The sequence below is a fragment of the Escherichia sp. E3659 genome (assembly GCF_005781135.1).
GTDB lineage: Bacteria > Pseudomonadota > Gammaproteobacteria > Enterobacterales > Enterobacteriaceae > Escherichia.
In genome coordinates this window covers 1-26,864 of record NZ_VATQ01000054.1, presented here as the reverse complement: position 1 = coordinate 26,864, position 26,864 = coordinate 1, and the positions used below count along the sequence as shown (strand labels likewise).

Genomic DNA, 26,864 nt, shown 5'->3' with positions numbered 1-26,864 from the left:
AATAACGCATGATCCGTTCCCTGTGGATTGCAAAAACGGGCCTGGAAGCACAACAGACCAATATGGATGTTATATCTAACAACTTGGCTAACGTAAGTACCAATGGTTTTAAACGTCAGCGAGCTGTATTTGAAGATCTGTTGTACCAGACACTACGACAACCTGGCGCTCAGTCATCTGAACAAACCACTATTCCTTCCGGTTTACAGTTAGGAACAGGGGTAAGACCGGTGGCCACTGAGCGAATTCATAGCCAGGGCAGCCTGGCCCAGACCAACAACTCGAAAGATGTGGCCGTTGAAGGGGATGGATTCCTGCAAGTTATGATGCCGGATGGCACCACGGCGTATACCCGCGATGGTTCATTCCAGCTTGATCAGAACGGTCAACTGGTGACAGCCAGCGGTTATCCGGTTCAGCCGGCGATAAACGTGCCGCAGGATGCGAAATCTATCACCATCGGCAACGACGGTATCGTCAGCGTCACCATTGCCGGGCAGGCGCAGCCGCAACAGGTTGGGCAGCTTACCCTGAGTACTTTTATCAATGATACCGGTCTGGAAAGCATTGGTGAAAACCTGTACCGGGAGACGCAATCTTCCGGTGCACCGAATGAAACAACGCCTGGTCAGAATGGTGCAGGTACGCTGCGACAGGGCTACGTGGAAACGTCTAACGTCAACGTGGCCGAGGAACTGGTCAACATGATTCAGACTCAGCGTGCCTATGAGATTAACAGCAAAGCTGTCTCTACTTCGGACCAGATGCTGCAGCGTTTAACGCAGCTTTGATTTGTGCCTTTGAGCCGCAGGTGGTTTCGCGGCTTTTTTTTATTATGTGATCGTTATGACCTATCCGATAGATTCTGGCCGCTTACTGCGGTGTCTGTTAACGCATGTTGCCCTGATGGCGCTTCTTTCAGGATGCGCGTATATCCCTCATAAACCGTTGGTCGAAGGTGCAACATCTGTGACGCCGCAGATCCCGTATCAGCCTGCTAATAATGGCGCGATTTTTCAGCCAGGCGGCACGATGAACTATGGCTTTCAGCCGATGTTTGAAGATCGTCGCCCAAGAAATGTGGGTGACACATTGACCATCGTGTTGCAGGAAAATGTCAGCGCCAGCAAAAGTTCGTCTGCCAATGCTTCTCATGGCGGTTCGACAGGGCTTTCGTTCAAGACAATCCCGCACTTTATCGAAGGATTGTTCGGTGGCGATCGGGCTAATACGGAGATCAGCGGCAAAAATGAATTCTCGGGTAAAGGCGGTGCGGCTGCTCGAAATACTTTCAGCGGTACGCTCACCGTCACGGTCAGCGATGTCCTCGCTAACGGCAACCTGCGCGTGGTCGGGGAAAAGCAAATAGCGATAAACCAGGGGACTGAGTTTATCCGTTTCACCGGTGTGGTTAACCCACGGACAATCAGTGGTAGCAATACAGTGGTTTCCACGCAGGTTGCCGATGCGCGTATCGAATATGTTGGTAACGGTTATATCAACGAAGCCGAACAAATGGGCTGGTTACAGCGTCTGTTCCTGAATCTTTCTCCGTTCTAAAGGTGTCGGTGATGAATCGTTATTTTTGGCATAAATTTACCCGTCTTACCGGCCTGTTATTGTTAATTATGCTTTCCCTGTCGGTCAGGGCAGAACGTATCCGCGATTTGGCTTCGTTGTCAGGTGTGCGTGGTAACTCTCTGATGGGGTACGGTCTGGTCGTCGGTCTGGATGGTACAGGCGACCAGACCATGCAAACACCGTTTACGACGCAGACGCTGAACAACATGCTTTCGCAGCTGGGGATCACCGTCCCGCCTGGGTCGAGTATGCAGTTGAAAAACGTTGCTGCAGTAATGGTAACGGCAGAACTGCCGCCTTTTGCCCGTGCGGGTGAAAAATTTGATGTGGTCGTCTCGTCTATGGGTAACGCCAAAAGTTTGCGTGGCGGCACATTGCTGATGACGCCGCTGAAAGGCGCGGATAATCAGATCTATGCGCTGGCGCAGGGCAATTTGCTGGTTTCCGGCGCCGGAGCACAAAGCCGGGGAAGCAGCGTACAGGTGAATCAGCTCAACGGCGCACGTATTACCGACGGCGCAACCGTTGAACGTGAAGTACCGATGGATTACGCCAGCCAGCGCCCGTTAAAACTGCTGCTTAACGCGAGTGATTTCTCTGTTGCCCAGAAGATTAGCGACACCATTAATCGCCGTTTCTATTCCGCAGCTGTGGCTGAAGATGCGCGGACAGTAAAACTGTATGCGCCAAATGGCGAGGCTGCCAGAGTCCGTTTTCTGGCTGCGGTGATGGATTTGTCACTGAATGCTGGTTCCGGAGATGCTCGCGTCATTATTAACTCGCGTACCGGGTCGGTGGTCATAAACCGCCATGTCACGCTTGATACCTGTGCTGTTGCCCAGGGTGATCTGAGCGTGGATATCGCCCACTCCAGTCAGGTGAGCCAACCGGACACCCCATTGGCTGGCGGACAGACGGTAGTTGTGCCGCAAACTCAAGTCTCTGTTCGTGAACAGGGCGGTTCTTTGCAACGCGTCAGCACCAGTGCCGATTTAAGTCATGTAGTACGGGCGCTGAACAGTCTCGGTGCGACGCCGAATGATTTGATGGCGATCCTGCAAGCGATGAATGACGCCGGTTGCCTGCACGCACGCCTGGAGATCAATTAATGAACAGCCTGTCAATGATATCTAATGGTGCCGCATTTGATGAACATAGCCTTGACGGGCTTAAGCGGGACGTAAAAAGTAATTCGGCAAACGGTCTGAGAGTCGCGGCACAACAACTCGAAGGGTTGTTTGTACAGATGATGCTGAAAAGTATGCGCGATGCCTCGTTGGGAAGCGGGGCGATGGATTCACAACAGTCCTCGATGTTTACTTCGATGTTCGATCAGCAAATTTCGCAGAACATCGCGCAAACGGGGAAACTTGGCTTTGCGGATCAGATGGTCGCCCAGATGGGCGGTGGTGTTCATCCGCATACCGCCACTTCTCAGCCGTATGTCCCGTCCACGTCGCATTTTAATGCGGCGCTGCCTCATTCACCGGCGCATCCTTTCTCGCTATCGCAATTAGTGCCTCGTTCTGTTCGGGAGTTACCCGAAACGGCGTTACGGGAAGGGGGCGGTTTTATTTCACGCCTGTTGCAACCTGCTCTGGCCGTTGCCCGCAAAAGTGGGATCCCGCATCAGCTTATTATTGCGCAGGCCGCGCTTGAATCAGGCTGGGGAAATCGTGAAATCCCAACACAAAGCGGCAAACCCAGCCATAACCTGTTTGGCATAAAAGCCGCATCTGACTGGCACGGTGAAACGACGGAAATAACCACCACCGAATATAAACATGGGGTGGCGAATAAGACCAAAGCGCGATTTAAGGTTTATCCCTCTTATACAGCGGCGCTGGAGGATTACGCGTCATTACTGGTTAATAATCCGCGTTACCGACATGTCTGCAATGCCGTAAAACCAGAAGCGGCGGCAAAAGCGCTTCAGTCAGCCGGTTATGCTACCGATCCTACATACGCACATAAATTAATCAGCATTATTCAACAAGTTAAAGGTCGGGCTGAGCATGCTGTGAATGCCTATAACACGGACCTTTCATCAATATTTTAAATACAGCCTTTAGGGAATTTCACTCAGGCCGATTTATTAGTAAAGCAGAGTTTTTATAACCTAAAGATTTCAATCAGCGTCGACATGGCGGGTACCTTATGAATTTATTATATCTGGCTCAGAATGGATTAAGCGCGGCGCAGTGTGCCCTTAACGTCGTCGGAAACAACCTGACGAATGCCGTAACGGCAGGGTATAGCCGTCAAAACATTCTGCTTGGAGAAGCGGGCGGCCAGTCTACTAATTATGGTTTTTTTGGTTATGGTGTCGCCGTGGATGACGTTCAGCGCATGTATGACGGATTCCTGAATAATCAGGTACGTGGCGCAACAACAGAATTTACCACCATGCAGGGCCGCTACCAGCAGGTCAGCCAGATTGATGACATGTTAGGGGATGATACCAATAACATCTCCACGACACTTGGCAATATGTTTACGGCAATGGAAGGGGTCAGTAAAAACCCGACAGATCCAGCCGCACGTCAGGGCGTATTGTCGCAATTTGAAGCGCTGGCGAATCAGTTTCGTACCGACAGCAAGACCCTGAATGGCCTTGATAAAAATACCAATACGCAAATCAGTCAAAGCGTTGAGGATATCAACTCCTGTACCACTCAGTTAGCAAAACTGAATGCGGAGATCGAAAAAATTCATGGTCAGACGGGCTCAATGCCTTCCGATCTGCTCGATAAACGCGATCAACTGTTAAATAAACTGAGTACGCAGATCGGCATTAAAGTCACGGAAAATAAAGAAACGGGCAGTGTGAATGTCTCAATGCAAAACGGCATGTCACTGGTCAATGGCAGCAAGTCTTACAATTTAAAAGCCACTCCGTCAGATAAAAATTCGTCGCAGATGCAAGTTGCTTACATTGATGCCACCGGTAATCCCCAGTTGCTGGATGAAGATGCCACGACAGGTAATCTCGGCGGTTTGTTTAAGTTCCGTAATACCGATCTGGTCGATGCCCGTAATCAGCTTAATCAGTTAGCGCTGAAAATGGCGTCGAAATTTAATGAGGTTAACCACGGGGGCTTTGATAGTAACGGTCAGGCCGGTGGCGATATTTTCAGTCTCGATGCTCCGCAGGCAACAGGCTATAACTCCAATAGCGGCAGCGCTTCCCTGGGGGTGAAAATAGATACTCCCTCAGCGGTTAATGCCGAAGATTATACCATCACCTGGAATGGCACATCTAATGTCTGGGAAGTGAAAAACAGCGAGGGTAAAGCCATTACGCCAACCGTTACTGGTGGGTCACTCTCATTTGACGGCATCACCGTGACGCCGACAGGAACACCTAATGATGGTGACAGTTTTACGCTGAATCCTGCTTCCGGCGCGGCAGATAGCATTAAAGTGGCGATTACCGATGGCGATGGAATTGCTGCCTCCAGTTCGGCTGATACGACAGACGTGAACAACAACGAAAATATTAAGAACCTGATAGCCCTTAAGGATGAAAACATTGTCGGTGATATGACCCTGACAGGCGCTTATGCCAACCTGGTTAGCTCTGTGGGCTCGACGGTCAGCACCCTTCAGGCTGAACAGGATACCGCCGGAAAAGCCTGTGACCAGTGGGCAATGCAACAGCAAGCGGTTTCAGGGGTGGATATGAATGAGGAATACGTCAACTTACAGATGTTTTCTCAATATTATCAGGCCAATGCCGAAGTGCTTAAAACAGCTAACAGTCTTTTTGACACGTTGTTAAGCCTTAAATAATACGTCACTGACAATATTCTATTTGAGATAATCGCTATGCGCCTTAGCACCAGTTTTATGTATCAGCGTCAGTTAGACAGTATGTCTAAAGCCATGACCAATTATAACGATCTCTCCGTGCGCCTTTCTGCCGGTCAGACACTATTGAAGCCGTCTGACGATCCGGGGCAGGCATCGCAGGCGGTAATGTATCAAAATGCGCTTTCACGTCTGGGCGAGTTTGATACCGCAAGAAAATATGCTCAGGATGCCCTCGGACAAGAAGATAACACGCTGACGTCTATATCCGGCTTACTGACCGAAGACCTTTCCGGCAAAATTGTTCAGGCGGGATCTGAAACGTACAGCAAAGCGGATCGCGAAGCACTGGCAACAGAGTTATCCGGGATCCGCAGCCGTTTGCTCGATCTGGCGAACAGCAAAAACAGTGATGGACAGTGCATTTTTGCGGGCTATAAAACAGGTGCTGCGCCGTTTAAAGCCGATGGTAGCTACGTTGGCGGTACGACGGCAATGACGCAGAATGTGTCCGACAGTACGGAAATGCAGGTTGGTACGACAGGTGATGCGCTTTTCCCGACTGATGCGGGAACGGGGGATAATATCCTGCAATCCTTACAGAAAAGCATTGATGCGTTAAATAATCTGCCGGAAAACCCGACCGACGCTGAACGAAAAGCGTTTGAAGCAACCATTGGGCAAACCAATACTGATGTACATAAAGCAATTGATAACCTAGGAAAAGTTCAGGCGCGTGTAGGTTCAAGCCTGCAACAACTGGAGACGCTGGGAAGCAGTGCTGATACGCAGGCGATTACCGTACAGAGCCGACTTCAGGAATCAACCGGTTCTGACTGGGACACCATGATCAGCGTATTATCTGAATCGAAAATGTCTGAGTTTGCTTTAAATTCATCTATGAGCGTTTTTCAGGCAATGCAGCAACTTTCTATCTTCAAAACGCTTGGGTAAATATTTAACCCTGACCTGATCGGGGAAGGGTAAATATAGCTGTTATTACGGGTAATTATTTACCAGTAGGGATATTTTTTACTTTGGCTAAGAAATCATGTTAAAACATTTTAATATTTCGACCTGGATGAATATCCTGCTGGGTGTATTCATCTTATTTCTCGTGCTGATATCCGGTTTGAGTTATGTGAACTCAAATAACGCATCAAGGAATTTTGACAGGGCTATCTTATCTCTGGATAAAAATGAATCCCTGATGATGGCGGCTATCTATACTCTTGATAGTTTCAGCGGAATTAATTCGCTGATGATGCACAATATTACGAAACAAGAAATTACGCAGGATGAAATAGATACTTATCGTGATGTGTTAAGTAAGTCACGTAAGTTAATCAGCCAGTTTATGGATAAGCCGTTCACCACCGAGGAAGAACATAACCGTGCGCTGGCGGTCAAGAAAAGCTTTGATGATGCTCTGGACAGAGAAACCAATAAAATGGGGTTCATCACTCATCCGGAAGATTATCCAGGTAATATCGTTGCTGACGATATGGATGTGCAACATGCGCTACGTACCAGCATTGACGCTTATCTGGACGAAGCCGCTCGTGTTACCAACAAATTTAATGTCGAGTCAGACAGAGAAACGCAAAGAATAACCACCATCTCAGTGATTACACTGCTGCTGGGTCTTATTATCTTTTTTGTGTCACGTATCTGGTTGAAACGTAACCTTTTCCAGCGCCTTGATATGGCAAAAGAAGCATTCAGAAAAATCGCCAGCGGCGACCTGAGTCATGAAACAAAAATTGGCAATCTGAATGAAATCGGCTTTATGCTGGCTGAAGTGGAAAAAATGCGATTATCGTTGACGGAAACCGTTAATGGCATCCGTGCCGGCGTGAAGCAGATTTACCACAATGCCCATGAAATTGCTAATAGCAACAATGACTTGTCATCACGTACAGAAGAGCAGGCTTCTGCACTCCAGCAAACTGCTGCCAGTATGGAAGAGCTAAAAATCACCGTTCGTCAGAACGCCGATAACGCGCACAGCGCCAGACAACTCGCGGAAAGCGCCAGCATTAGCGCACGTAATGGCGGTGATGTGATGAACAATCTTGACGGTATTATGCGTGAAATATCAGACAGTTCCCGTCAAATTGCTGACATTAACGGCGTTATCGACAGCATTGCTAATCAGACCAATATTCTGGCGTTGAACGCGGCAGTAGAAGCGGCGCGTGCAGGTGAACAGGGGCGCGGATTTGCCGTTGTTGCCGGTGAAGTTCGCAACCTGGCTAAACGTAGCGCAGATGCAGCAAAAGAGATTCGTTTGCTGATCAATACTTGTGTCGCCAACATGAATACCGGTTCTCAGGAAATGGTTGTCGCCGGGGAATCGATGAAAGAGATCGTCAAATCTGTTATTCAGGTTACCGATATCATGGCAGAAATTACCTCAGCCTCTGATGAGCAAAGTATCGGCATAAGCCAGATTGCGCAGGCAATCAATGAAATGGATCTGGTTACGCAACAAAATGCGGCGATGGTAGAGCAGGCTGCTAAAACTACCAGTGATGTCGAAACGAATGCCGGTGAACTGGATAATATGGTTTCTTCTTTCGTTGTCGAAGAAGAAAAAGATAAACGTTCCTGGAATGTCAAAAAACAGGCCAGAAAACATTTATTACCTGATGTATCGAAAAAAACACCAATTCAGTCAGATGATGAGTGGGAATCGTTCTAAATTAAAATAATAGCAAGATACATATCAGGATAATTATTAGGTGTATAAAAAATGAATTTACCTTTGATTATTGAAGTCTTGATATGTTTCACTTTAATCGCTTTTATCAGGCTATATGATTTCCTGATAATGTCGAATAATAAACCTTCATTGTAATAATGCGGAATATGATAAAGTGAAGGGGTTATATAATCTGGCAGTAACATATAATAAGGGAGATTTATGGGCGCAATTTGGCGGATTGGTACGCCATGAAGCACTTAAATTGCAAGCCCGACTCCCTGCGGGTGTTGAACTGGATGACCTGATGCAGGCCGGTGCAATAGCTGTAATGAACGCCGTCGATCAGTTTGATCCCAGTATGGGGGTGAAACTGAAAGTTTTTCTGGCGCAGCGTGTTCGCTGGGCATTCATTGATGAACTGCGTGAGAATGACTGGGCGCCGCGCCGCATACGGCGAAAATCGCGTGAAGTTAGCGCCGCGATTGCCCGTGTGGAGCAGCGAACCGGGAATGCTGCGACAGAACAGGAAATCGCGGCGGAACTGGAAATGTCGCTGCAGGATTACCAGACCGTTTTACAGGAAACAAACTCAAGCCTGATTTGTTCGCTTGATGAGTTGATGGAAGATGGGGGTGAAGGATTTGAACTTTCCGAATTTCAAACGGACGAGGAAAATCCTCTGAATGATATTCTGCGCAAAGATCTTATGCAGAAAATTAGCGAAGAAATTCAGCTGTTACCCGAGCGTGAGCAGTTTCTATTAAACCTGTATTATCAGCAGGATCTTAATATGAAAGAGATTGGCCTCTTGTTATCTGTGACAGAAACACGCATCAGCCAATTACACAGTCAGACAATCAAAAGATTAAGAGCAAGGCTTGAAATGCATGCAGATATTAATCTGCAATAACTCGATGTCCTGAGGTTGGTCATTCAGTTACAGATATTATTATCTAATATGTGATTGTCGTACCTCCTGTACAGATATGCAACCGTGAGCATTCGCCCTCGTGATTTTATTACCACGAGAGAGATTTCTCATTGTCGTTGCTTACGCTGCCGTCGGGATGTTCGGTAGTTTTTCATCGTAGTGAACATCTCTGTCAGCCTTTTTCATACCAGGCATGACCGATGGTAAGGAGCGAACATGCTTGTTTTATTAGGATATTTTGTAGTTTTTGTGACTGTGTTTGGTGGTTATGTCCTCGCCGGAGGATATCTGATGTCATTATATCAGCCTACCGAATTTTTGATTATCGCAGGTGCTGGTCTGGGTGCATTTATCGTTGGTAATAATGGCAAGGCTATTCGTTCAACTATAAAAACATTTCCTGTCTTATTCCGGGCTAAGGCACTTTATTCAAAAGAAATGTACATGGATTTACTGGCTATGATGTTTTTACTGCTAAGTAAAGGACGTCAAAAAGGGCTAATGTCACTGGAAAATGATATTGAAGATCCTGAAAGCAGTGATATTTTTTCCTCTTATCCCCGCTTATTGAAAGATAAAAGCGTGATGAATTTTATGGTTGATTACCTGCGGCTGATGATCAGTGGCAGTATGAACGCCTTTGAAATGGAATCTTTAATGGATGAGGAAATTGAAACCTGCGAAATGGAATATGAAACAACGGTTCACAGTTTGCAAACTGCAGGTGATGCTTTACCGGCATTCGGTATTGTGGCAGCCGTGATGGGGGTCGTAAACGCCCTGAGCGCAGTAGACAAACCCGCCGGTGAACTTGGTGCTTTGATAGCCCATGCGATGGTGGGAACCTTTTTAGGGATCCTGCTGGCCTATGGTTTGGTGCTTCCGCTGGCGTCTCTGTTACGACAGAAAAGTGCCGAGCAAATAAAAATGCTTCAGTGTATTAAAACCACGTTGCTGTCATGTATTCATGGTTCTGCGCCGCAAATTGCGGTTGAGTTCGGTCGAAAAACCCTCTTTACCAGCGAACGTCCGGGCTTTGCCGAGCTTGAGGAACATGTTCGCCAGGCGAAATATTCGGCCAATAATTCTTCCACAGGTGAGGCCCCATGAAGAACAACGGGACCGGCAACATTGTTGTTGTAAGACGCTCAGGTAATAAAAAAGAAGGTTTACATGGTGGTTCGTGGAAAATCGCTTATGCCGATTTTATGACTGCCATGATGTCCTTTTTTCTGGTTATGTGGCTGGTTTCTTCCTCCACGCCAGAGCAGCGTCATCAGCTTGCAGAGTATTTCAAAATCCCCATCGGCGTACCTATGGCCGAACATGGTGACAAAGATACTCAGAGCCAAAGTATTATTCCTGGCGGTGGCGAGGATGTTGTTCATCAGGATGGGGAAGTTCAGAAAGCTGTTTTGCAAAAGCAGGAAGATCATTTCTATTCGGGAAATAAAACGCTGAAGCATGCAGAGTCAAAGCTGCAAGGCATCATGAAGACGGACACCCGTCTGAACAAATTCCGTTCAAATTTACACTTATCGTTGACCCCGGATGGACTGTTGATACAGATAACGGACAGCCAGGAACGCCCGATGTTTAAAGTCGGTAGCTGGACACCGGAAACCTATATGGTCGGAATTCTGGAGGCATTAGTGCCTGTTCTGAACCAATTACCGAATCACATAATGGTAACCGGACATACTGATTCGTTGCCTTATGCTGGCGGTGAAGCTGGCTATAGCAACTGGGAACTTTCCGTTGATCGTGCTAACGCGGCGAGAAGGATTCTTATTAATCATGGTCTGGAAGTCGGCAAATTCTTACAGGTTATCGGTGATGCTGACAGTATGAATCAGGCCGGTACAGCGAAAGACGATCCCGCCAACCGTCGCATCAGTATCCTCGTGCTGAGTGAAGAGAAAGAACAAGAAATTATGAACGAGGATAAGTTGCTTAACAGTGATGTGACAGGAGAAAAACTCTCTGTGCCACCTAGTAAACCTGACATCGATAATCCGCCGTTAAACCCCACGTCCGAAAAACCGGTTCAGGAGAAGACGAAATAAGATGGATATCAGCGATTTTTATCAGACTTTCTTTGATGAAGCCGATGAGCTATTGGCCGATATGGAAGGGCATTTGCTCGAGCTTAATCCGCGAACACCTGATAAGGAAAGCCTGAACGCTATCTTCCGGGCCGCTCATTCGATTAAAGGCGGCGCGGGGACATTTGGTTTTACTGTATTACAGGAAACGACACATATTCTGGAAAATATTCTGGATGATGCTCGTAGTGGAAAACTCCAGCTCAATGAAGGCATCATTAATCTTTTTTTGGAAAGTAAGGATATTATGCAGGATCAACTTGATGCATATAAATCTTCCCGCACGCCGGATGAGGACAGCTACCGATATATTTGTGAGGCGCTGAGACAGTTAGCCCTGGAATCCAAAGAGGGCTCTGTAAACAATAGTCATCAGGCCGAGCTGATAAAAGAAAGTAAAAAAGATACGGGAACGGGAGAAGATGTTTTAAAGATTACCCTCAAGGATCTAGGCGAAAAGGATTTCGAACCTCTTGTTGAGGAACTTAAGAATCTTGGCATGTTGCAGGATCTTAAAATTGAAAAAAGCAGCCTGCAGGCTCGTATGCTCACCACTACCGCTGCGGATGATATTCTGGCGGTATTATGTTTTATTCTGGAACCAGAACAAATCACGATTGATGTTTGTGATGACGATTTTGTAGAAAATACCTGTCTGGATGCAGACGGTGTTGCGCAAGAAACAAACGATAATGGTTTTTCTGCGACAAGCAGTTCCCCGATTGGCGCTGCGCCATCAAGAAAACTGCGTAGTGCCAGCGAATCCCGTAAACAAAGCACTGAATCCGGTAGTATTCGTGTCGCCGTAGAAAAAGTAGACCAGATAATTAACCAGGTCGGTGAACTCATTATTACCCAGACCATGTTGACACAGTTATCTGCGGGGCTGGATCCTGCTCAGTATGACTCGTTGATTAATAGTATTGCGCAACTCGAACGTAATGCCCGGGATTTACAGGCATCGGTGATGTCGATCCGTATGATGCCAATGGAATATGTCTTCAGCCGTTTTCCCCGTTTAGTTCATGACCTTGCTAATAAATTAAATAAAAAGGTAGAGCTGACGTTGTGGGGCGGTTCTGCGGAACTGGATAAAAGTTTAATCGAGCGAATTATCGACCCGCTGACTCATCTGGTACGCAATAGTCTGGATCACGGTATTGAGCCGATTGATGTCAGGCTAGCTAATGGTAAACCTGCTACCGGTAGCCTGACGCTATCGGCAGAGCACCACGGCGGTAATATTGTTATCGAAGTCGTAGATGATGGCGCCGGCCTCAACAGAGAAAAAATCCTTAATCGCGCTCATGTGCAGGGCGTCGCTATTAGTGAAAACCCCAGCGATGAAGAAGTCTGGATGCTCATTTTTGCAGCGGGTTTCTCCACCGCAGAGAAAGTCACAGATGTCTCCGGTCGTGGCGTTGGTATGGATGTGGTGAGACGAAACATTCAGGATATGGGCGGTCATGTGACAATCCATTCAGAACAGGGGCGTGGAACCACTATCCGAATAATATTACCTCTGACGCTGGCAATTCTGGACGGCATGTCTGTACGCGTTGGGGCTGAAATTTATGTTCTCCCACTTGGCGCGGTGATGGAATCACTGATGTTGCTGGAAATGCCGCTAAACAGAATGTCCGGCGGTGAGTTGGTATTGAAGGTCAGAGAGGAATATCTGGCCCTCATCGAGCTGAATCGTCTTTTCGGTATCCAGAGTGATTTACAGAGTGTAAATGAAGGTATTGCGGTCGTCGTGCAAAGTGCAGGTATTCGCTATGCGCTACTGGTGGATCAACTGATTGGCCAGCATCAGGTCGTCGTTAAAAATCTCGAACAAAACTATCGTAAGGTGCCGGGAATTGCTGCCGCCACTATTCTGGGGGACGGCAGCGTAGCTATGATCCTGGATGTTGCTGCGCTTTATTCCAGAACAGCAATGACGCCTGCAATAGTGGATTCCGGCAACGTTCTCAATTAAGGGAAACATTATGAAACTCACAGATAACGATAAACAATCGGCAAAAGAAAATGTCGGTAATGAATATTTGATTTTTACTCTTGGGCAAGAAGAGTACGGAATAGAAATATTAAAAGTACAGGAAATTCGCGGCTACGAGCGAGTTACGCGCATTGCGAATACCCCAGATTTTATTGCCGGTGTGACAAACCTTCGCGGTGTTATTGTGCCTGTAGTTGACTTTCGCGTTAAATTTCATCTGGATACAATTTCATTTGATGAAAACACGGTCGTTATCGTGCTAAGTTTTTCTAACAAAATCGTTGGGATAGTGGTTGATGGTGTCTCTGATGTGCTCTCTTTGTCACCTGAACAAATTCGTCCGGCACCTGAATTTAGCGGCGCAAAATTAGCGACAGATTACTTGCTTGGCTTAGGTACGCTTGATTCCAGAATGCTTATTCTTGTCGATATTGAAAAATTGCTTAACAGCGAAGAAATGCAATTGGTTGAACGTACAGCAGAAGTATCAGTTGACTGAAAATGAGGCTTTAGTGGTTTTCATGCTTACAGGTCAGGTGCATAATGATTTTTTCCTTAAAAAACAGCAAAAGGCTCAGGATCTTACCTGAGTCATTATCTTTAAAAACAACGTTTATTGTTGCTGTTTCTTTTGTTGTACTGGTTTTTACCATGTCAAATATCATAACGTTATATCACTTTATTGAGATTAAAAATAATGTTTTCAGACTAACGTCAGGTTTAGATCAGATCAATACGTTATCAAAGACGCGGCGAGCACTTGAGCTTGTCTTTGAAGAATGGGATTATCGCGATAATAGTAAATCATTGTATGACATGGAGTCGGCTAAAAATCATTTTCATGACTATATGGACATTATTTCCGATGATGCTAAAAATAGTGTGAAACAAACTCAGTCAATCAGAGATGCTTTTAAAAATGTTGAAGAAGCGGTTCGATCAGGGCGACTGAGTGAAGTAGAGAAAAAAGTAGATAAATTTATCTCTCAAGAGAATTATTTGGATGATTATGTCTATAAATATGATGAGCCTGAAGCTAAGGGTATTATTAATTGTCTGATAGCTGATTCTTATTTTGTTGGGGTGATCTCTTTTTGTTTTTGGATAATACTCGCAGTCGCAGGCTGGTTATGGTTAAAAAACAATGTATTCTCACGATTTGAGTACATCAAAGAATGCTTTTCTTTAATTTCTAATGGCGAACTTAATCATACATTAGCCATCGGTCAGAAAAACGAAATTGGTGAAGTTATTGAACAACTGGACACGATGCGGCTAAATTTAAGCGATATCATTACAACGTTTAAAAGTTCAATTGAACTAATTAGCGACAGCACTGATGAAATGACGCATGGTAATAGCGATCTGTCGACCCGTACAGAGGAGCAGGCGGGCGCATTACAGCTAACTGCTGCCAATATGGAAGAGATCAGTACGACGGTTGCGCATAATGCTGACAACGCCAAAAGAGCGAATGAATTTGCCAGCGCGGCAAATACGACGGCACAAGAAGGGCTGACGGCGGCGCAGGCAGTTACGGAAACTATTCGTACTATTGAACAAAGTGTTAAAAAGATATCGGAAATTAACAAAGTTGTGGATGACATCGCTCGCCAAACATATATCCTGGCGCTTAACGCTGCCGTTGAAGCAGCAAGAGCCGGAGATCATGGGCGTGGGTTTGCTGTTGTTGCCAGTGAAGTACGGCATCTGGCTCAAAACAGTGCCAGCGCGGCTAAAGAAATCAATGAATTAATAACTTCAGCCGTTGAACATGTCAATACAGGTAATGCGCTTGCCACCAATGCAGGTAAGACGATAAATGAAATGGTGAATGCCATTTATGATGTCAACAGCATTATGAATGATATCTCCCAGGCGTCTGAAGAGCAGAGCAAAGGGATTCAGCAGGTTGCGTATGCGCTGACTGAAATGGATACTGTGACGCAGCGTAATAACTCATTGGTAAGTGAATCTGAAACCATCGCGCTGAGTCTACACGACCAGGTCAGACAGTTACAGGAAATGATCGCCTTCTTTAAGTTACCAATTAATCATTCTTGATTACCCACTATGACTTTCAGATATAGCATTCTGCCTGGATGCTATATCTCCATTTTTGTCGATAACTCTGAATTCTATTCCTGTTCCTCTGGCTACCACTCCAGGTCTGCGTCGGTTAATCTTTAGCCTCGGGCTAATCTATTACATAGGATTAATATAAATGCCTTTATATTAGCCAGGGTAAACGCCCGAGTTAAACTAATTAAATATCTTAAGTTAGTTTCTTTTTGCTACAGATTTAACTTATTTTATGGTTAATAATATGGAAACAGATGCAACAATTGAAGAGGGTGTTAATATCTGCATATAACAAGCCGTTTTTGGAGTTAATTTTATGCAGAAACCTGTCGTTCGAGTGGGCGAATGGCTAGTCAGCCCTGATGTTAATCAAATCAGCCGCAATAGACGGCGAATAACACTCGAACCGCGATTAATTGATCTTCTGGTTTTTTTGGCTCATCACCCCGGTGAAGTGCTTACACGCGATGAGTTGATTGACCATGTATGGAAGCGAAATATAGTCACCAGCCACGTTGTGACGCAAACTATTTCTGAGTTGCGTAAGTCATTAAAAAATGACGATGATGATGAGAATAATGAATATATCATTACTATCCCTAAACGTGGATATAAACTCACCGCGCCGGTAACATGGTGCGCTGAAGAAGGGGAGGTGACGGCATCCTTATCCCCTGAACAGCCCGACATTGTGTCAGATACGCCGCTACCGACCAATACTCCCATCATTACCGCGCCTCGATTATCTGACAATCAACTGCGTAAATATCATCATCTCCGTGTTTTTATCGTTTGGGCTATCTTTTTACTGGCTGTGCTTAGTTGTGTATTTATGGTTGCAAAAACAGCAATTAAATCTAATTTAACGACGACCAATACTCAGGTTCTTCTGAACCCACTTGATATAGACATCCACCTTGTTAACGGAAATGCATGTAATAACTGGAATTTGCAGCTTTTTTATGCTGTTGGCTTAGGAAGCCTGGTGACATCTACGCTTAACACATATTCTAATTATATGGTGCATGACAAAATAAACTACAGTGGCCATGTTTCGGGAAATTCAGGAAAAACGTTAACGCTGGAGTTTCTCAATCAACGTCACTACCGAGCACAGCAATGTTTTATGTCTGTCCGCCTGGTCGATCATGCGAACGGCGAGGTTATGCTGGATAAACGTTACTTCATTACGGGGTCTAATGAGGTAGCGATCCAGAATGATTTACTGAGCAATTTATCATCGGCGCTTTCGCTATCCTGGTCAGACAAAATGACGGAAATGATGAGCCATTATCAACCCATTAAAAGTCAGTCTCTGGCACATTTTTTTGAAGCACATCAGTTGTTAATGCAGGGGGATGCTGCATCGCTAAACAAAGCCAGTGAAATCCTCGAAGACGTGGCGAAACAGTCCCCGGAATTTACCTATGTTAATGCTGAAAAAGCATTGATCGATATTTTTCGCCATACGCAGCAGTTGCTTGATGACAAGCAGCTTAAAACGTTATATGCCTCGATGGAGAAAATTCGTAACAGCCCAGGGCTCAAGGATTCAGCGATTTACTATCAGATTAAAACTGTCGATTTGTTAGATCGTGGCAACGTGGAGGAGGCGTATCAGGCAATTAATCTCGGTATCAGAAATGAACTCTCCTGGCTAAACTATATCCTGCTGGGAAAAGTCTACGAAATGAAAGGCGAAAACCGTCTTGCCGCTGATGCCTATATTACCGCATTTAATTTGCGTCCTGGAGAAAACACGCTGTACTGGATTAAAAATGGTATATTCCAGACATCGCTAAACCGCATCGTACCCTACCTTGAAAATTATTCTTCAGCAGAATAAATGAAGCCTTATCATATTTTTTCTTAAATAATATGATAAGGCATTTTTTTCATGTCATCAGTCACCGTATTTATATTTTACGCAATCCATCATAAATCAGAAAAACTACGGTTTTACTCTTAAGGAAATCGATTTAATTGATTGATAATCAACAAAATTTATCTTTTCATGATAACCGTAGATAATCCAGATAACCTTTATGATTCTCTAAAAAACATCATTTATATATCGTTTATTGTTTATTCATTTTATCTTTAGGACTTCATTCTCCTGAATTAGTACCCTTTTCTATAGTCGGTCAGTCTGCAGCGTTGTTTACATGTTGACTTGTGCCTTGAATATTAAATCCAGGAGATTGAAAATATGAGTTCTGCCAAACAGATCGGGCTATTTGCCTGTACTGGCGTGGTAGCCGGTAATATGATGGGAAGCGGGATTGCATTATTACCCGCGAATCTTGCCAGCATTGGTGGTATTGCCATCTGGGGATGGGTTATCTCTATTATTGGTGCGATGTCGCTGGCTTATGTTTATGCCCGCCTGGCGACAAAAAACCCGCAACAAGGTGGCCCAATTGCTTATGCGGGGGAAATCTCTCCGGCATTCGGATTCCAGACGGGTGTTCTTTATTATCACGCTAACTGGATTGGTAACCTCGCAATTGGTATTACCGCGGTTTCTTATCTTTCTACCTTCTTCCCTGTATTAAATAGCCCAATTCCAGCCGGTATTGCCTGTATTGCTATTGTCTGGATCTTTACCTTCATCAACATGCTTGGCGGTGCCTGGGTTAGCCGTTTGACAACTATTGGCCTGATGCTGGTACTGATTCCTGTCGCGCTGACTGCTGTTATTGGCTGGCACTGGTTTGATCTGGCGACTTACCAGGCAAACTGGAATACCTCCGGTACGACTGACAGCCGCGCTGTGATTAACAGTATTCTGCTCTGCCTGTGGGCTTTCGTTGGTGTTGAATCTGCTGCGGTGAGCAGCGGTATGGTGAAAAATCCAAAACGCACCGTTCCGCTGGCAACCATGCTGGGCACGGCAATGGCCGGTATCGTTTATATTGCCGCAACCCAGGTGCTTTCCGGTATGTTCCCTGCCGACCGTATGGCTGCTTCTGGTGCTCCGTTCGCCGTTAGCGCCGCGACGATGTTTGGCGGCTGGGCCGCACCGGTGGTTTCTGCTTTTACCGCTTTCGCCTGTCTGACTTCCCTCGGTTCCTGGATGATGCTGGTTGGCCAGGCGGGTGTCCGTGCGGCAAACGACGGCAACTTCCCGAAAGTTTATGGTGATGTTGACAGTAACAACATCCCTAAAAAAGGCCTGTTGCTTGCAGCGGTGAAAATGACCGTCCTGATGGTGCTGATAACCGTGATGAACTCTACCGGTGGTAAAGCTTCTGACCTGTTTGGCGTGCTTACCGGGATCGCAGTGCTGTTGACCATGCTCCCTTACTTCTACTCCTGTGTTGATCTGATTCGTTTCGAAGGCGTCAACCTGCGCAACGGCGCCAGCCTGGTTTGTTCAGTGCTGGGTTGTGTCTTCTGCTTCATCGCTCTGTCAGGCGCTACGTCCTTCGAGCTGACCGGGACATTTATCGTCAGTCTGATAATCCTGATGTTTTACGGCCGTAAATTGCACCAGCGCGAACATGCTGCTGACGACGTTAGCAGCGTAGACACCCACTAATTCCCTTCGTTTCTCTGCGCTCCTCTCGTTCTCCCACAACGAGACGGGAGGAGCCAGCTCTATCAGGAGATATAAATATGAACGTTATCGCGATAATGAATCAGATGGGTGTTTACTTTAAAGAAGAGCCTATCCGTGAGTTGCATTGCGCCCTCGAAAAACGGGGCTTCCACGTTGTCTATCCAAACGACCGCGAAGACCTGCTGAAGCTGATTGAAAATAATGCTCAACTTTGCGGCGTGATCTTTGACTGGGATAAGTACAATCTTGCGCTGTGCGAAGAAATCAGCGCTATGAATGAGTACATGCCACTGTATGCGTTTGCAAATACTCACTCTACGCTGGATGTCAGCCTGAACGAGCTGCGTATGCAGGTGCGTTTCTTCGAATACGCGCTGGGCGCGGCGGAAGATATCGCCTTAAAAATCAAACAAAATACTGACGAATATATCGATACCATTCTGCCGCCACTGACCAAAGCCCTGTTCAAATATGTTCGTGAAGGTAAGTACACATTCTGTACCCCTGGCCATATGAGCGGTACGGCATTCCTGAAAAGCCCGGTCGGTAGCATTTTCTATGACTTCTTTGGTGCAAACACCATGAAGTCAGATATCTCCATCTCGGTATCTGAGCTGGGATCTCTGCTGGATCACTCTGGTCCGCACAAAGAAGCGGAAGAGTATATTGCTCGCGTGTTCAACGCTGAACGCAGCTATATGGTCACCAACGGTACGTCAACCGCTAACAAAATCGTCGGCATGTATTCCGCTCCGGCGGGCAGTACAGTGCTGATTGACCGTAACTGCCACAAATCGCTGACCCATCTGATGATGATGAGCGATATTACGCCGATCTACTTCCGCCCGACCCGTAATGCTTACGGTATTTTAGGCGGTATTCCGCAGAGCGAATTTCAGCATGAAACCATCGCCAAACGCGTGAAAGAAACGCCGAATGCCACCTGGCCTGTACATGCTGTTATTACCAACTCGACTTATGACGGCCTGCTGTACAACACCGACTACATCAAGAAAACGCTGGACGTAAAATCCATCCACTTTGATTCCGCCTGGGTGCCTTACACCAATTTCTCGCCAATTTACAAAGGTAAATGCGGGATGAGCGGTGGTCGTGTTGAAGGTAAAGTGATTTACGAAACTCAGTCTACGCATAAATTGCTCGCGGCGTTTTCTCAGGCATCCATGATCCATGTGAAAGGGGATGTTAACGAAGAGACGTTCAGCGAAGCCTATATGATGCACACCACGACTTCACCGCACTACGGTATTGTCGCATCGATGGAAACTGCTGCGGCAATGATGAAAGGAAATGCCGGTAAGCGTCTGATTGATGGCTCTATTAATCGTGCAATCAGGTTCCGTAAAGAGATTAAACGCTTAAAAGGCGAATCGGACGGTTGGTTCTTTGATGTCTGGCAGCCAGAGCAGATTGACCAGGTTGAATGCTGGCCGCTCAATTCTGACAACGGCTGGCATGGTTTCCAGAACATTGACAACGAGCATATGTATCTGGACCCGATCAAAGTCACTCTGCTGACACCGGGTATGACGAAAGACGGCACAATGGACGATTTCGGTATTCCGGCGAGCATTGTGGCGAAATACCTTGATGAGCATGGCATTATCGTTGAGAAAACCGGTCCTTATAACCTGCTCTTCCTCTTCAGCATTGGTATCGATAAAACCAAAGCTCTGAGCCTGTTGCGTGGCCTGACCGAGTTCAAACGCGCCTTTGATTTAAACCTGCGTGTGAAAAACATGCTGCCGTCACTGTATCTGGAAGATCCTGAATTCTATGAAGACATGCGTATTCAGGAGTTGGCGCAGAATATTCATAAACTGATTTCTCACCATAATTTGCCAGATCTGATGTATCGCGCGTTCGAAGTTCTGCCAGAAATGGTGGTAACACCGTATCGTGCATTCCAGAAAGAACTGCATAGCGAAGTGGAAGAAGTTTATCTGGATGACATGGTCGGTCGCGTGAACGCCAATATGATCCTGCCGTATCCTCCGGGTGTACCGCTGGTGATGCCTGGCGAAATGATCACCGCTGAAAGCCGTCCGGTACTGGAGTTCCTGCAGATGCTGTGTGAAATTGGCGCGCATTATCCGGGCTTTGAAACCGATATTCATGGTGCGTATCGCCAGCCCGATGGCCGTTATACCGTGAAGGTACTCAAGTAATTAAAGTGACAAGTTGATATAACAGTTTATTTCCTTCTGTCTTATATCGATCCATTGGAAGGGGCCGGTGAATACATGCTGTCGTTCACCGGCTTTATTTTTGCCTGCTACCCACATCTGTTTTGCACTATTCTTAATTTCTCTCTGTTATTTTATGGCCTCACAACTAAGGTTAAATCCTGATGGTTTTCTTTTACGTTGAATGCCAGTATGTGATAGTGCATATATAAAATCTTACTCAGAAAATCAAAGGCTATTTAAGTTATAAGGGAAAGATGTTCCCCTACTTAAGTACCACAGATAAATGTTGTTCTGTAAAAGAAACACCCGGTGTTAACCAGAGTAAACAAGGAGAAGCAAGATGGAAGGATATGAAATTACGATCAGCAACCGAAAAGTTAAGTTTAGCCATCAGGTATCGATAAGTTTTTTACTCAGTGTTATCGGTTTTTTTGCTTTTACGGCAGCAGTAATTTTGTTATGGCACAATTACAATATATAGGTAATGACTGGAAATTACGTATCACTATCAGGGATTCGATTGTGGAGATAGCTGACGTGAAGGTTTATTTTCTTTCACGTCAGCGAGTTGCATAGTCTGATGTTCACCAGACATGACCCGTTCAAAGTATCACGGGGTATCAAATTGTCTTATCTATTGGGATAAGAGTGTACTTTATAATGCGTTTATTTAATTGTCTGGTCTGACATGTTTTATGTCATGTGAAATGATACAAATTAGAATATTATATTTTACTTAAAAACTGCGCAAGCATTTAAATATAAATTACCTATTTCCGAAAAACAAGAACTACCCCCATTGCAAAAATATGCTTTCCCATTATCGAAACCGTGTATTGCCGCGATATCATTATCACCATCATCGCTAAACCAACTGTAAACTACCAGTTTACCCCACTCCTTAAAAAGCCCTCCATTGATTTTACGTTCTGCATAGGTCATTACATTATCCTGGAGTTCTAGTACGTGTGGAAGTTGCCCGTTTACACTTGCCACCCATAACTTGGTTTCTTCAACATTAAGTGTTTTCTCTGTATTATGTTTGAAAAAATTTTTAATAGTAAAACTATAGACTTGTACACGAGATGTCTTTCTGTCGCGTGCTTCTACATAAAACGTCTTTCCAGCAAAACTTTCATTAGCATTGTTAAATTTCACGACGCCGTCCTGATCCACAGAAACAGGATTTCCGGGTAAATCAGATCTACAACTCCAGATAACGTTTTGATTATTCTTAACATCACCATTAATTACCATTTGAAAATAAGCTTCCGGGAAAAGTGTGGTAGGGAAGCGATTTTCTTGCATATCCTCGATGCAGTTAAACATATGACCGTTGACTAAAACATCTGTAATAATATTCATTATTCACCTCTAAAAATTATCGATTAGTGTTACTGACATTTTTATCCACTCCGGGGATACTAAATGTACGAGGTATAGTTTGCACTTTTTCTGGAAGAGAAGAATGTATAATGTTATTATTTTTATGGTTAATAAATGACAAACTAATTATGTGTTTGTTTGATTGTTATAATTTCTATTATTAATTTAATATTATTGGTGACATCTAATTATTAATGAATGGGGAATTTGTTACTTCACGGGAAATACAGAGGAAGATATATCGCTGTGGGCATGACAGACACTAGAAGCGACGACAGTGCGGATGTTTCTGCAATATATTGAATTTACAGGGGTTTGTAGGCCGGATAAGGCGTTTACGCCGCATCCGGCAAGAAACTACGTCGGGCTAAATAGCCATTACCGCACATTCATGATGTCCGCGCGAAAACACCTACTCAAGATGTCTGGCGAGCACGTCATTAATTGACTGCTCCAGCTCGTCCATAACTTCTTTTGTCAGACGATTAAATTCAAAAGAGATTGTTCGGCCATTAATGCGTTTACGCGCGTATCGGTCTTTGTCATCAAAAGCCCACAGCGAAACCACCTTCGCTTTCTCTTTTTTAGGCAGCGAGATCAGCAAAGACGATTTTTTCTGAATAAGCTTCAGCAGCTTATTTTTAATCTCATCTTCCGCAAGGCCACCTTCGCTCAGAATAAGATCAATATCTTCTGAAATTTGTTCGATCAGCGTGCTCAGTTCGACATTTTTCTCGGCGAGACTTTCGTCCACTGCCGCCAGCAATTTGTAATCGGAAAAATGAAGCTCTGACTGTACCGGGAACAGTGAAACCAGCTCCTGCGGAACGGATGCCGCCTGCATGGCGCGGGAGACTTTGGCCGGTGACAGTTTTTCCTGTGCGGCTATCTGTTTCTGATTCAGACCAGACGCTTTAAGCGCCATCAAGCGTAACCCGACTTCACGCAGGTTATGTTCTTTCGCCGTCTGAATATCTGCCGCCAGTTTACGGGCTTCATCGGCAGATACCGTTGAAGTGGTGACCAGTACTTTCAGCGGGGTATGACACAAAATGGCCGCCGCGCGTCTGCGGGAACCATCAATAATTTCCACGCCGTCTTCCCGCTCAATGCCGATGCAAGGGAAAAACTGTTGCAGGCGAAGGGTGCGGGTAATGTCTTTCAGGGACTCGCTGGTCAGCGAAGTTTGATCGCGGCCATTGATCTCCTGAATGACATAGGTCCCATTTTCAACCTCGTTGGCCGGGATGGTGCGCAGCGAAAAAGTAACATGACGTCCGGTAGAGAGGGTAAAGATTTGCTCCTGAGACGGTCCGCCATCATCCTCGTGCAGTGCAGGGGTTTTGAAGGTTCGGCCTATGGTTATTCTCTTGGCGCTCATCATACACCTCCATTGGTTCTGATAAATTCAATGCGGTCGAAGACTGCCCGGGCGAAATCTTCAGCGGCATGGCGGGCATTTTTTAATGCCTCACTGCTGCCAATATAGGTGGCCGGGTTTGCTGAGACCACGGTGTCGAAAGATTCGCCACAACGCTCAAAGCCATCCAGTCGCGGTAACGCGACATCGAGCATATCGCCGCCAAAAATTTCTTTCGCCAGGCTATGGCAAAGCTTATGGTCGGCCTTATTCGACAGTTTTGACATAAAGCCGATATTGCCTTGCAGATTACACTTCATGCCAGATTCATTAATAATTTCAACCAGTTCAGGGAGTCTGGTTAAATATTTCAACGTCGAGTGAAAATCCACCTGCGCAGGCGGAACCGGCGTTAACAGCAGATCGGCTGAGGCGATGGCATTTTTGAGAAATGCATCAAGGTGTGGGCCGCTGTCGATAAAGATGAAATCGTAATCTTTGCGCAGTTTATCAATCACATTCTCTTTCAACACCGCGTGAATATTTTGCCCCGGCAGGTGTTCGGCGCATAACTCATCCCAGCGCGAGGCGATAAACGCATCTTCAATTGAGGCTGGCAGTACGTCTACGCCCGGCACAATGGAAGGCACGATAAATTCTGAGAGTAGCTCCTCGCGCGACACATTTTGCAGCATGGCCTGTGCGGAGGTGGCATCAACCATGCCAATGGCCCGGGTATGGTTGAGGAACATGGTTGCTGAAGACTGCGGATCGAGATCAACCACCAGGATGCGTAAGTCTTCATAAAGCAGGTGAGGGTGGGTGCGTAGCGCATGAGCCAGAGAAACGGTAGAGACCGTTTTTGATACGCCACCTTTCAGGTTGCCGATGAAAACGGCAAATGCCGATGGATAGCGGTCGCGATATTTGGGAACCCCACGGTGATGGTAAATGTCGATAATGTTCTGAATCGACATCGCATACTTGGTGGAACTACCTGCAGGGCGCTTATCAAACACATAGCCGCTTTCTTCCATCTCGTTGACGGCGTAGTCCACGCTGGCGCGCGTGAGACGGGGCAGCCGGGCAAGCGCCGCCTTGGCATAGACCTGATAAAACTTGTTTTCCTGCAACTCTTCTTTCTGTGACTGAATTTGTTCGGTGAGAGAAAACAGCATTTTCTCTGAACGTTGCGCAACTTTTAACAGATGGACAGGCGTATCCATGATTTTCTGCCTTTATGCTGAAATGATGAATTTCGTCAAGAATGCTACATACAAGTGGCAAAGTAAACATTTCAGATGCAATAAGGTAAAAATAGCGGGTAGCGTCTCACTTATCCGCTGAGTAGTGAGCGTCTCTGGGCGTTATTCGCCAGATCGGAGCGGGGCAGAAGGGCGAGTTATGTCGTGCTGATGACGTACATAAAGCGTCTGTCTGGATAATATCGTTGTTGCGTTGCGTTCAACCTGATGGAACTCTGATAGCACTATTTTCAGGCAATACTCATCAGGTCAATAGTCCAAAAACATCAGTAACATCAGGGTATTTTTGATAAAAAAAAGCCTGCGCAATAAATGTTGCGCAGGCTATTGGTACAACAGAACCTTTTATTTACAGAGAATAACTCCAGTAAATAAACGGATAAATACCCTTCGGCGCGAATGTCATACCATTGGTTACCAGCAGAAATACCGGGTGCCTTACTTAGGGCTGACGGGGAAATATGTTTACCAGGATTTTGATATCACTGCACAGTTTAAATTCAGTCCGTGGGTAGAAGCTCGCGACCACGATGAGCATTACATGCGTGACCTGAGTTTTAACGAAAGTGCCAGTAACTCAAACTATTACTCAGGTACTATCAACGCGGGATATAACATTACTTCCCAGGCTCGTGTCTTCACTGAACTGAGCTGGACGCGTTTCTCTGAAGGCAGGGGGGACTCAACTGTGCATGATAAAGTCACAGGTGACTCTGAACATTACAATGATGCTGCAGGTATTCAAAACTATAACTACGCCATTGGCGCAGGGATTGAGTACCGCTTCTGATGGTTAAATGCGTCTTCGGGGGCAGTAAACGCCCCCGAATTTAAATAAAAATTACGTAGTTACAACATCCTGATAATTTACCCATCCGTTGCAGCAGCCGTCTTGCCAACATTAAGTACCTTTAGTCAGTAACTCTCTGGTGAAAAATTCAGTTATCCGCTATGTATAGCAATTGCTACACAGCAATAATCTGCTATGCTGTATAGCAAATGCTATACGGAGTGTTACCATGAAATCAGATGTCCAACTCAACCTTCGCGCCAGAGAATCCCAGCGGGCGCTGATAGATACGGCAGCAGAAATTCTGCATAAGTCGCGCACGGATTTTATCCTCGAAATGGCTTGCCAGGCCGCAGAGAATGTCATTCTTGAACGCCGGGTGTTTAATCTGAACGAGGAGCAGTATGCCGAGTTTATCGATATGATCGATGCACCGGTTGAATCTAATCCTGCATTAGAAAAACTTCTGGCAAGGAAACCACAGTGGGATTTGTAACTCAGCCTGAACCTTTATCGAGTTCACATCAACTTGCGGAATTTGTTAGCGGTGAGGCTGTTCTGGATGAATGGTTAAAACACCGGGGATTAAAGAATCAGGCGCTTGGGGCTGCGCGGACGTTTGTTATCTGCAAGCAAGAGACAAAACGTGTAGTTGGTTATTACTCACTTGCAACCGGTAGTGTGAATCATGTCGAAGCAACGGGAAATATTCGCCGTAATATGCCTGACCCCATACCGGTGATTATCCTGGCTCGTCTGGCGGTCGATCTTTCGTTCCACGGTAAAGGACTGGGCGCCGATCTGCTTCATGATGCGGTATTGCGCTGCTACAGAGTCGCTGAAAATATTGGTGTTCGAGCCATTATGGTCCATGCGCTTACCGACACAGCCCGACGCTTTTACCTGCATCATGGTTTTAAAGCATCACAAACGCAGGAGAGAACGTTGTTTCTCAGACTGCCGTAATAATGGGGGCAAGGGAGATTGAAATGTGCATACTGAGGGCTTACAGATGTGTTATTTAACATAATCTTTGTTATATGTACTTTAAATGTAGTAGCTAAATTGAGATG

At 45.8% G+C, this 26,864-nt stretch carries 22 protein-coding genes; 19 read left to right on the top strand and 3 right to left on the bottom strand.

Annotation, left to right across the window (positions count from 1 at the left end; genetic code table 11):
* Positions 1 to 8: 8 nt before the first annotated feature.
* The 16 genes from flgG to cadA all read left to right on the top strand — a co-directional run bounded on the left by flgG (position 9) and on the right by cadA (position 20,969).
* The gene (gene flgG / locus FEK47_RS23640; RefSeq protein ID WP_135487826.1) at positions 9 to 791 is read left to right on the top strand and encodes a flagellar basal-body rod protein FlgG; all 783 of its coding nucleotides are present in this window, start codon (positions 9 to 11) and stop codon (positions 789 to 791) included.
* A 115-nt stretch (positions 792 to 906) separates the two neighbouring features.
* The gene (locus FEK47_RS23635) at positions 907 to 1,560 is read left to right on the top strand and encodes a flagellar basal body L-ring protein FlgH (RefSeq protein WP_240727895.1); all 654 of its coding nucleotides are present in this window, start codon (positions 907 to 909) and stop codon (positions 1,558 to 1,560) included.
* 68 nt (positions 1,561 to 1,628) lie between these two features.
* The gene (locus FEK47_RS23630; RefSeq protein ID WP_276320030.1) at positions 1,629 to 2,690 is read left to right on the top strand and encodes a flagellar basal body P-ring protein FlgI; all 1,062 of its coding nucleotides are present in this window, start codon (positions 1,629 to 1,631) and stop codon (positions 2,688 to 2,690) included.
* Positions 2,690 to 3,640, top strand: a complete 951-nt coding sequence (flgJ, locus tag FEK47_RS23625) for a flagellar assembly peptidoglycan hydrolase FlgJ (protein ID WP_167854666.1) — start codon at positions 2,690 to 2,692, stop codon at positions 3,638 to 3,640. The genes FEK47_RS23630 and flgJ overlap by 1 nt, the downstream gene beginning before the upstream one ends.
* A 98-nt stretch (positions 3,641 to 3,738) precedes the next feature.
* Positions 3,739 to 5,373 carry a flagellar hook-associated protein FlgK gene (flgK, locus tag FEK47_RS23620; protein WP_135487828.1) on the top strand — a complete coding sequence of 545 codons (1,635 nt, stop codon included), beginning with the start codon at positions 3,739 to 3,741 and terminating at the stop codon, positions 5,371 to 5,373.
* A gap of 36 nt (positions 5,374 to 5,409) precedes the next feature.
* Positions 5,410 to 6,345: a flagellar hook-associated protein FlgL gene (gene flgL, locus FEK47_RS23615; protein ID WP_135487829.1), complete on the top strand. Its 936-nt coding sequence runs from the start codon at positions 5,410 to 5,412 to the stop codon at positions 6,343 to 6,345.
* A gap of 97 nt (positions 6,346 to 6,442) precedes the next feature.
* Positions 6,443 to 8,095, top strand: coding sequence for a methyl-accepting chemotaxis protein (locus FEK47_RS23610; protein WP_135487830.1), 1,653 nt, complete (start codon positions 6,443 to 6,445; stop codon positions 8,093 to 8,095).
* 175 nt (positions 8,096 to 8,270) lie between these two features.
* The gene (locus tag FEK47_RS23605; protein WP_135487831.1) at positions 8,271 to 9,008 is read left to right on the top strand and encodes an RNA polymerase sigma factor FliA; all 738 of its coding nucleotides are present in this window, start codon (positions 8,271 to 8,273) and stop codon (positions 9,006 to 9,008) included.
* Positions 9,009 to 9,245: 237 nt separating this feature from the next.
* Positions 9,246 to 10,139, top strand: coding sequence for a flagellar motor stator protein MotA (motA, locus tag FEK47_RS23600; protein ID WP_130224440.1), 894 nt, complete (start codon positions 9,246 to 9,248; stop codon positions 10,137 to 10,139).
* Entirely contained in the window at positions 10,136 to 11,095 is a 960-nt protein-coding gene (gene motB / locus FEK47_RS23595) for a flagellar motor protein MotB (RefSeq protein WP_135487832.1), read from the top strand. The genes motA and motB overlap by 4 nt, the downstream gene beginning before the upstream one ends.
* A 1-nt stretch (position 11,096) precedes the next feature.
* Positions 11,097 to 13,115: a chemotaxis protein CheA gene (cheA, locus tag FEK47_RS23590; protein WP_135487833.1), complete on the top strand. Its 2,019-nt coding sequence runs from the start codon at positions 11,097 to 11,099 to the stop codon at positions 13,113 to 13,115.
* Between the two features lie 10 nt (positions 13,116 to 13,125).
* On the top strand, positions 13,126 to 13,635 hold the full coding sequence (locus tag FEK47_RS23585) for a chemotaxis protein CheW (protein ID WP_135487834.1): 510 nt from the start codon (positions 13,126 to 13,128) through the stop codon (positions 13,633 to 13,635).
* Positions 13,636 to 13,679: 44 nt separating this feature from the next.
* Positions 13,680 to 15,200: a methyl-accepting chemotaxis protein gene (locus FEK47_RS23580; RefSeq protein WP_135487835.1), complete on the top strand. Its 1,521-nt coding sequence runs from the start codon at positions 13,680 to 13,682 to the stop codon at positions 15,198 to 15,200.
* Positions 15,201 to 15,534: 334 nt separating this feature from the next.
* On the top strand, positions 15,535 to 17,064 hold the full coding sequence (gene cadC, locus FEK47_RS23575; RefSeq protein WP_135487836.1) for a lysine decarboxylation/transport transcriptional activator CadC: 1,530 nt from the start codon (positions 15,535 to 15,537) through the stop codon (positions 17,062 to 17,064).
* A 363-nt stretch (positions 17,065 to 17,427) separates the two neighbouring features.
* Entirely contained in the window at positions 17,428 to 18,759 is a 1,332-nt protein-coding gene (gene cadB, locus FEK47_RS23570; RefSeq protein WP_135487837.1) for a cadaverine/lysine antiporter, read from the top strand.
* 77 nt (positions 18,760 to 18,836) lie between these two features.
* Positions 18,837 to 20,969, top strand: coding sequence for a lysine decarboxylase CadA (gene cadA / locus FEK47_RS23565; protein ID WP_135487838.1), 2,133 nt, complete (start codon positions 18,837 to 18,839; stop codon positions 20,967 to 20,969).
* 753 nt (positions 20,970 to 21,722) lie between these two features.
* On the opposite strand, the gene FEK47_RS23560 is transcribed toward cadA, so the two are convergent.
* The 3 genes from FEK47_RS23560 to FEK47_RS23550 form a co-directional block, all read right to left on the bottom strand.
* A complete protein-coding gene (locus FEK47_RS23560) occupies positions 21,723 to 22,355 on the bottom strand; it encodes a hypothetical protein (RefSeq protein WP_135488310.1) in 633 nt (210 codons plus the stop codon).
* A gap of 433 nt (positions 22,356 to 22,788) precedes the next feature.
* Entirely contained in the window at positions 22,789 to 23,760 is a 972-nt protein-coding gene (locus FEK47_RS23555; protein WP_240726337.1) for a ParB family protein, read from the bottom strand.
* On the bottom strand, positions 23,757 to 24,962 hold the full coding sequence (locus FEK47_RS23550) for an AAA family ATPase (protein WP_135488311.1): 1,206 nt from the start codon (positions 24,960 to 24,962) through the stop codon (positions 23,757 to 23,759). Before FEK47_RS23550 ends, FEK47_RS23555 begins: the two co-directional genes overlap by 4 nt.
* Positions 24,963 to 25,287: 325 nt before the next feature.
* Between FEK47_RS23550 and FEK47_RS23545 the strand changes: the two genes are divergently transcribed.
* The 3 genes from FEK47_RS23545 to FEK47_RS23535 all read left to right on the top strand — a co-directional run bounded on the left by FEK47_RS23545 (position 25,288) and on the right by FEK47_RS23535 (position 26,757).
* A complete protein-coding gene (locus FEK47_RS23545; RefSeq protein WP_276606025.1) occupies positions 25,288 to 25,791 on the top strand; it encodes an omptin family outer membrane protease in 504 nt (167 codons plus the stop codon).
* A 229-nt stretch (positions 25,792 to 26,020) separates the two neighbouring features.
* On the top strand, positions 26,021 to 26,287 hold the full coding sequence (locus FEK47_RS23540; protein WP_130209503.1) for a DUF1778 domain-containing protein: 267 nt from the start codon (positions 26,021 to 26,023) through the stop codon (positions 26,285 to 26,287).
* The gene (locus FEK47_RS23535; RefSeq protein WP_130209501.1) at positions 26,275 to 26,757 is read left to right on the top strand and encodes a GNAT family N-acetyltransferase; all 483 of its coding nucleotides are present in this window, start codon (positions 26,275 to 26,277) and stop codon (positions 26,755 to 26,757) included. The genes FEK47_RS23540 and FEK47_RS23535 overlap by 13 nt, the downstream gene beginning before the upstream one ends.
* Positions 26,758 to 26,864: the final 107 nt, after the last annotated feature.

Bases quoted from the DNA above. Each gene is read 5' to 3' on its own strand.
- flgG (WP_135487826.1), top strand. From the start codon at position 9: ATGATCCGTTCCCTGTGGATTGCAAAAACGGGCCTGGAAGCACAACAG.
- FEK47_RS23635 (WP_240727895.1), top strand. From the start codon at position 907: ATGGCGCTTCTTTCAGGATGCGCGTATATCCCTCATAAACCGTTGGTC.
- FEK47_RS23630 (WP_276320030.1), top strand. From the start codon at position 1,629: ATGCTTTCCCTGTCGGTCAGGGCAGAACGTATCCGCGATTTGGCTTCG.
- flgJ (WP_167854666.1), top strand. From the start codon at position 2,690: ATGAACAGCCTGTCAATGATATCTAATGGTGCCGCATTTGATGAACAT.
- flgK (WP_135487828.1), top strand. From the start codon at position 3,739: ATGAATTTATTATATCTGGCTCAGAATGGATTAAGCGCGGCGCAGTGT.
- flgL (WP_135487829.1), top strand. From the start codon at position 5,410: ATGCGCCTTAGCACCAGTTTTATGTATCAGCGTCAGTTAGACAGTATG.
- FEK47_RS23610 (WP_135487830.1), top strand. From the start codon at position 6,443: ATGTTAAAACATTTTAATATTTCGACCTGGATGAATATCCTGCTGGGT.
- motA (WP_130224440.1), top strand. From the start codon at position 9,246: ATGCTTGTTTTATTAGGATATTTTGTAGTTTTTGTGACTGTGTTTGGT.
- motB (WP_135487832.1), top strand. From the start codon at position 10,136: ATGAAGAACAACGGGACCGGCAACATTGTTGTTGTAAGACGCTCAGGT.
- cheA (WP_135487833.1), top strand. From the start codon at position 11,097: ATGGATATCAGCGATTTTTATCAGACTTTCTTTGATGAAGCCGATGAG.
- FEK47_RS23585 (WP_135487834.1), top strand. From the start codon at position 13,126: ATGAAACTCACAGATAACGATAAACAATCGGCAAAAGAAAATGTCGGT.
- FEK47_RS23580 (WP_135487835.1), top strand. From the start codon at position 13,680: ATGATTTTTTCCTTAAAAAACAGCAAAAGGCTCAGGATCTTACCTGAG.
- cadC (WP_135487836.1), top strand. From the start codon at position 15,535: ATGCAGAAACCTGTCGTTCGAGTGGGCGAATGGCTAGTCAGCCCTGAT.
- cadB (WP_135487837.1), top strand. From the start codon at position 17,428: ATGAGTTCTGCCAAACAGATCGGGCTATTTGCCTGTACTGGCGTGGTA.
- cadA (WP_135487838.1), top strand. From the start codon at position 18,837: ATGAACGTTATCGCGATAATGAATCAGATGGGTGTTTACTTTAAAGAA.
- FEK47_RS23560 (WP_135488310.1), bottom strand. From the start codon at position 22,355: ATGAATATTATTACAGATGTTTTAGTCAACGGTCATATGTTTAACTGC.
- FEK47_RS23555 (WP_240726337.1), bottom strand. From the start codon at position 23,760: ATGATGAGCGCCAAGAGAATAACCATAGGCCGAACCTTCAAAACCCCT.
- FEK47_RS23550 (WP_135488311.1), bottom strand. From the start codon at position 24,962: ATGGATACGCCTGTCCATCTGTTAAAAGTTGCGCAACGTTCAGAGAAA.
- FEK47_RS23540 (WP_130209503.1), top strand. From the start codon at position 26,021: ATGAAATCAGATGTCCAACTCAACCTTCGCGCCAGAGAATCCCAGCGG.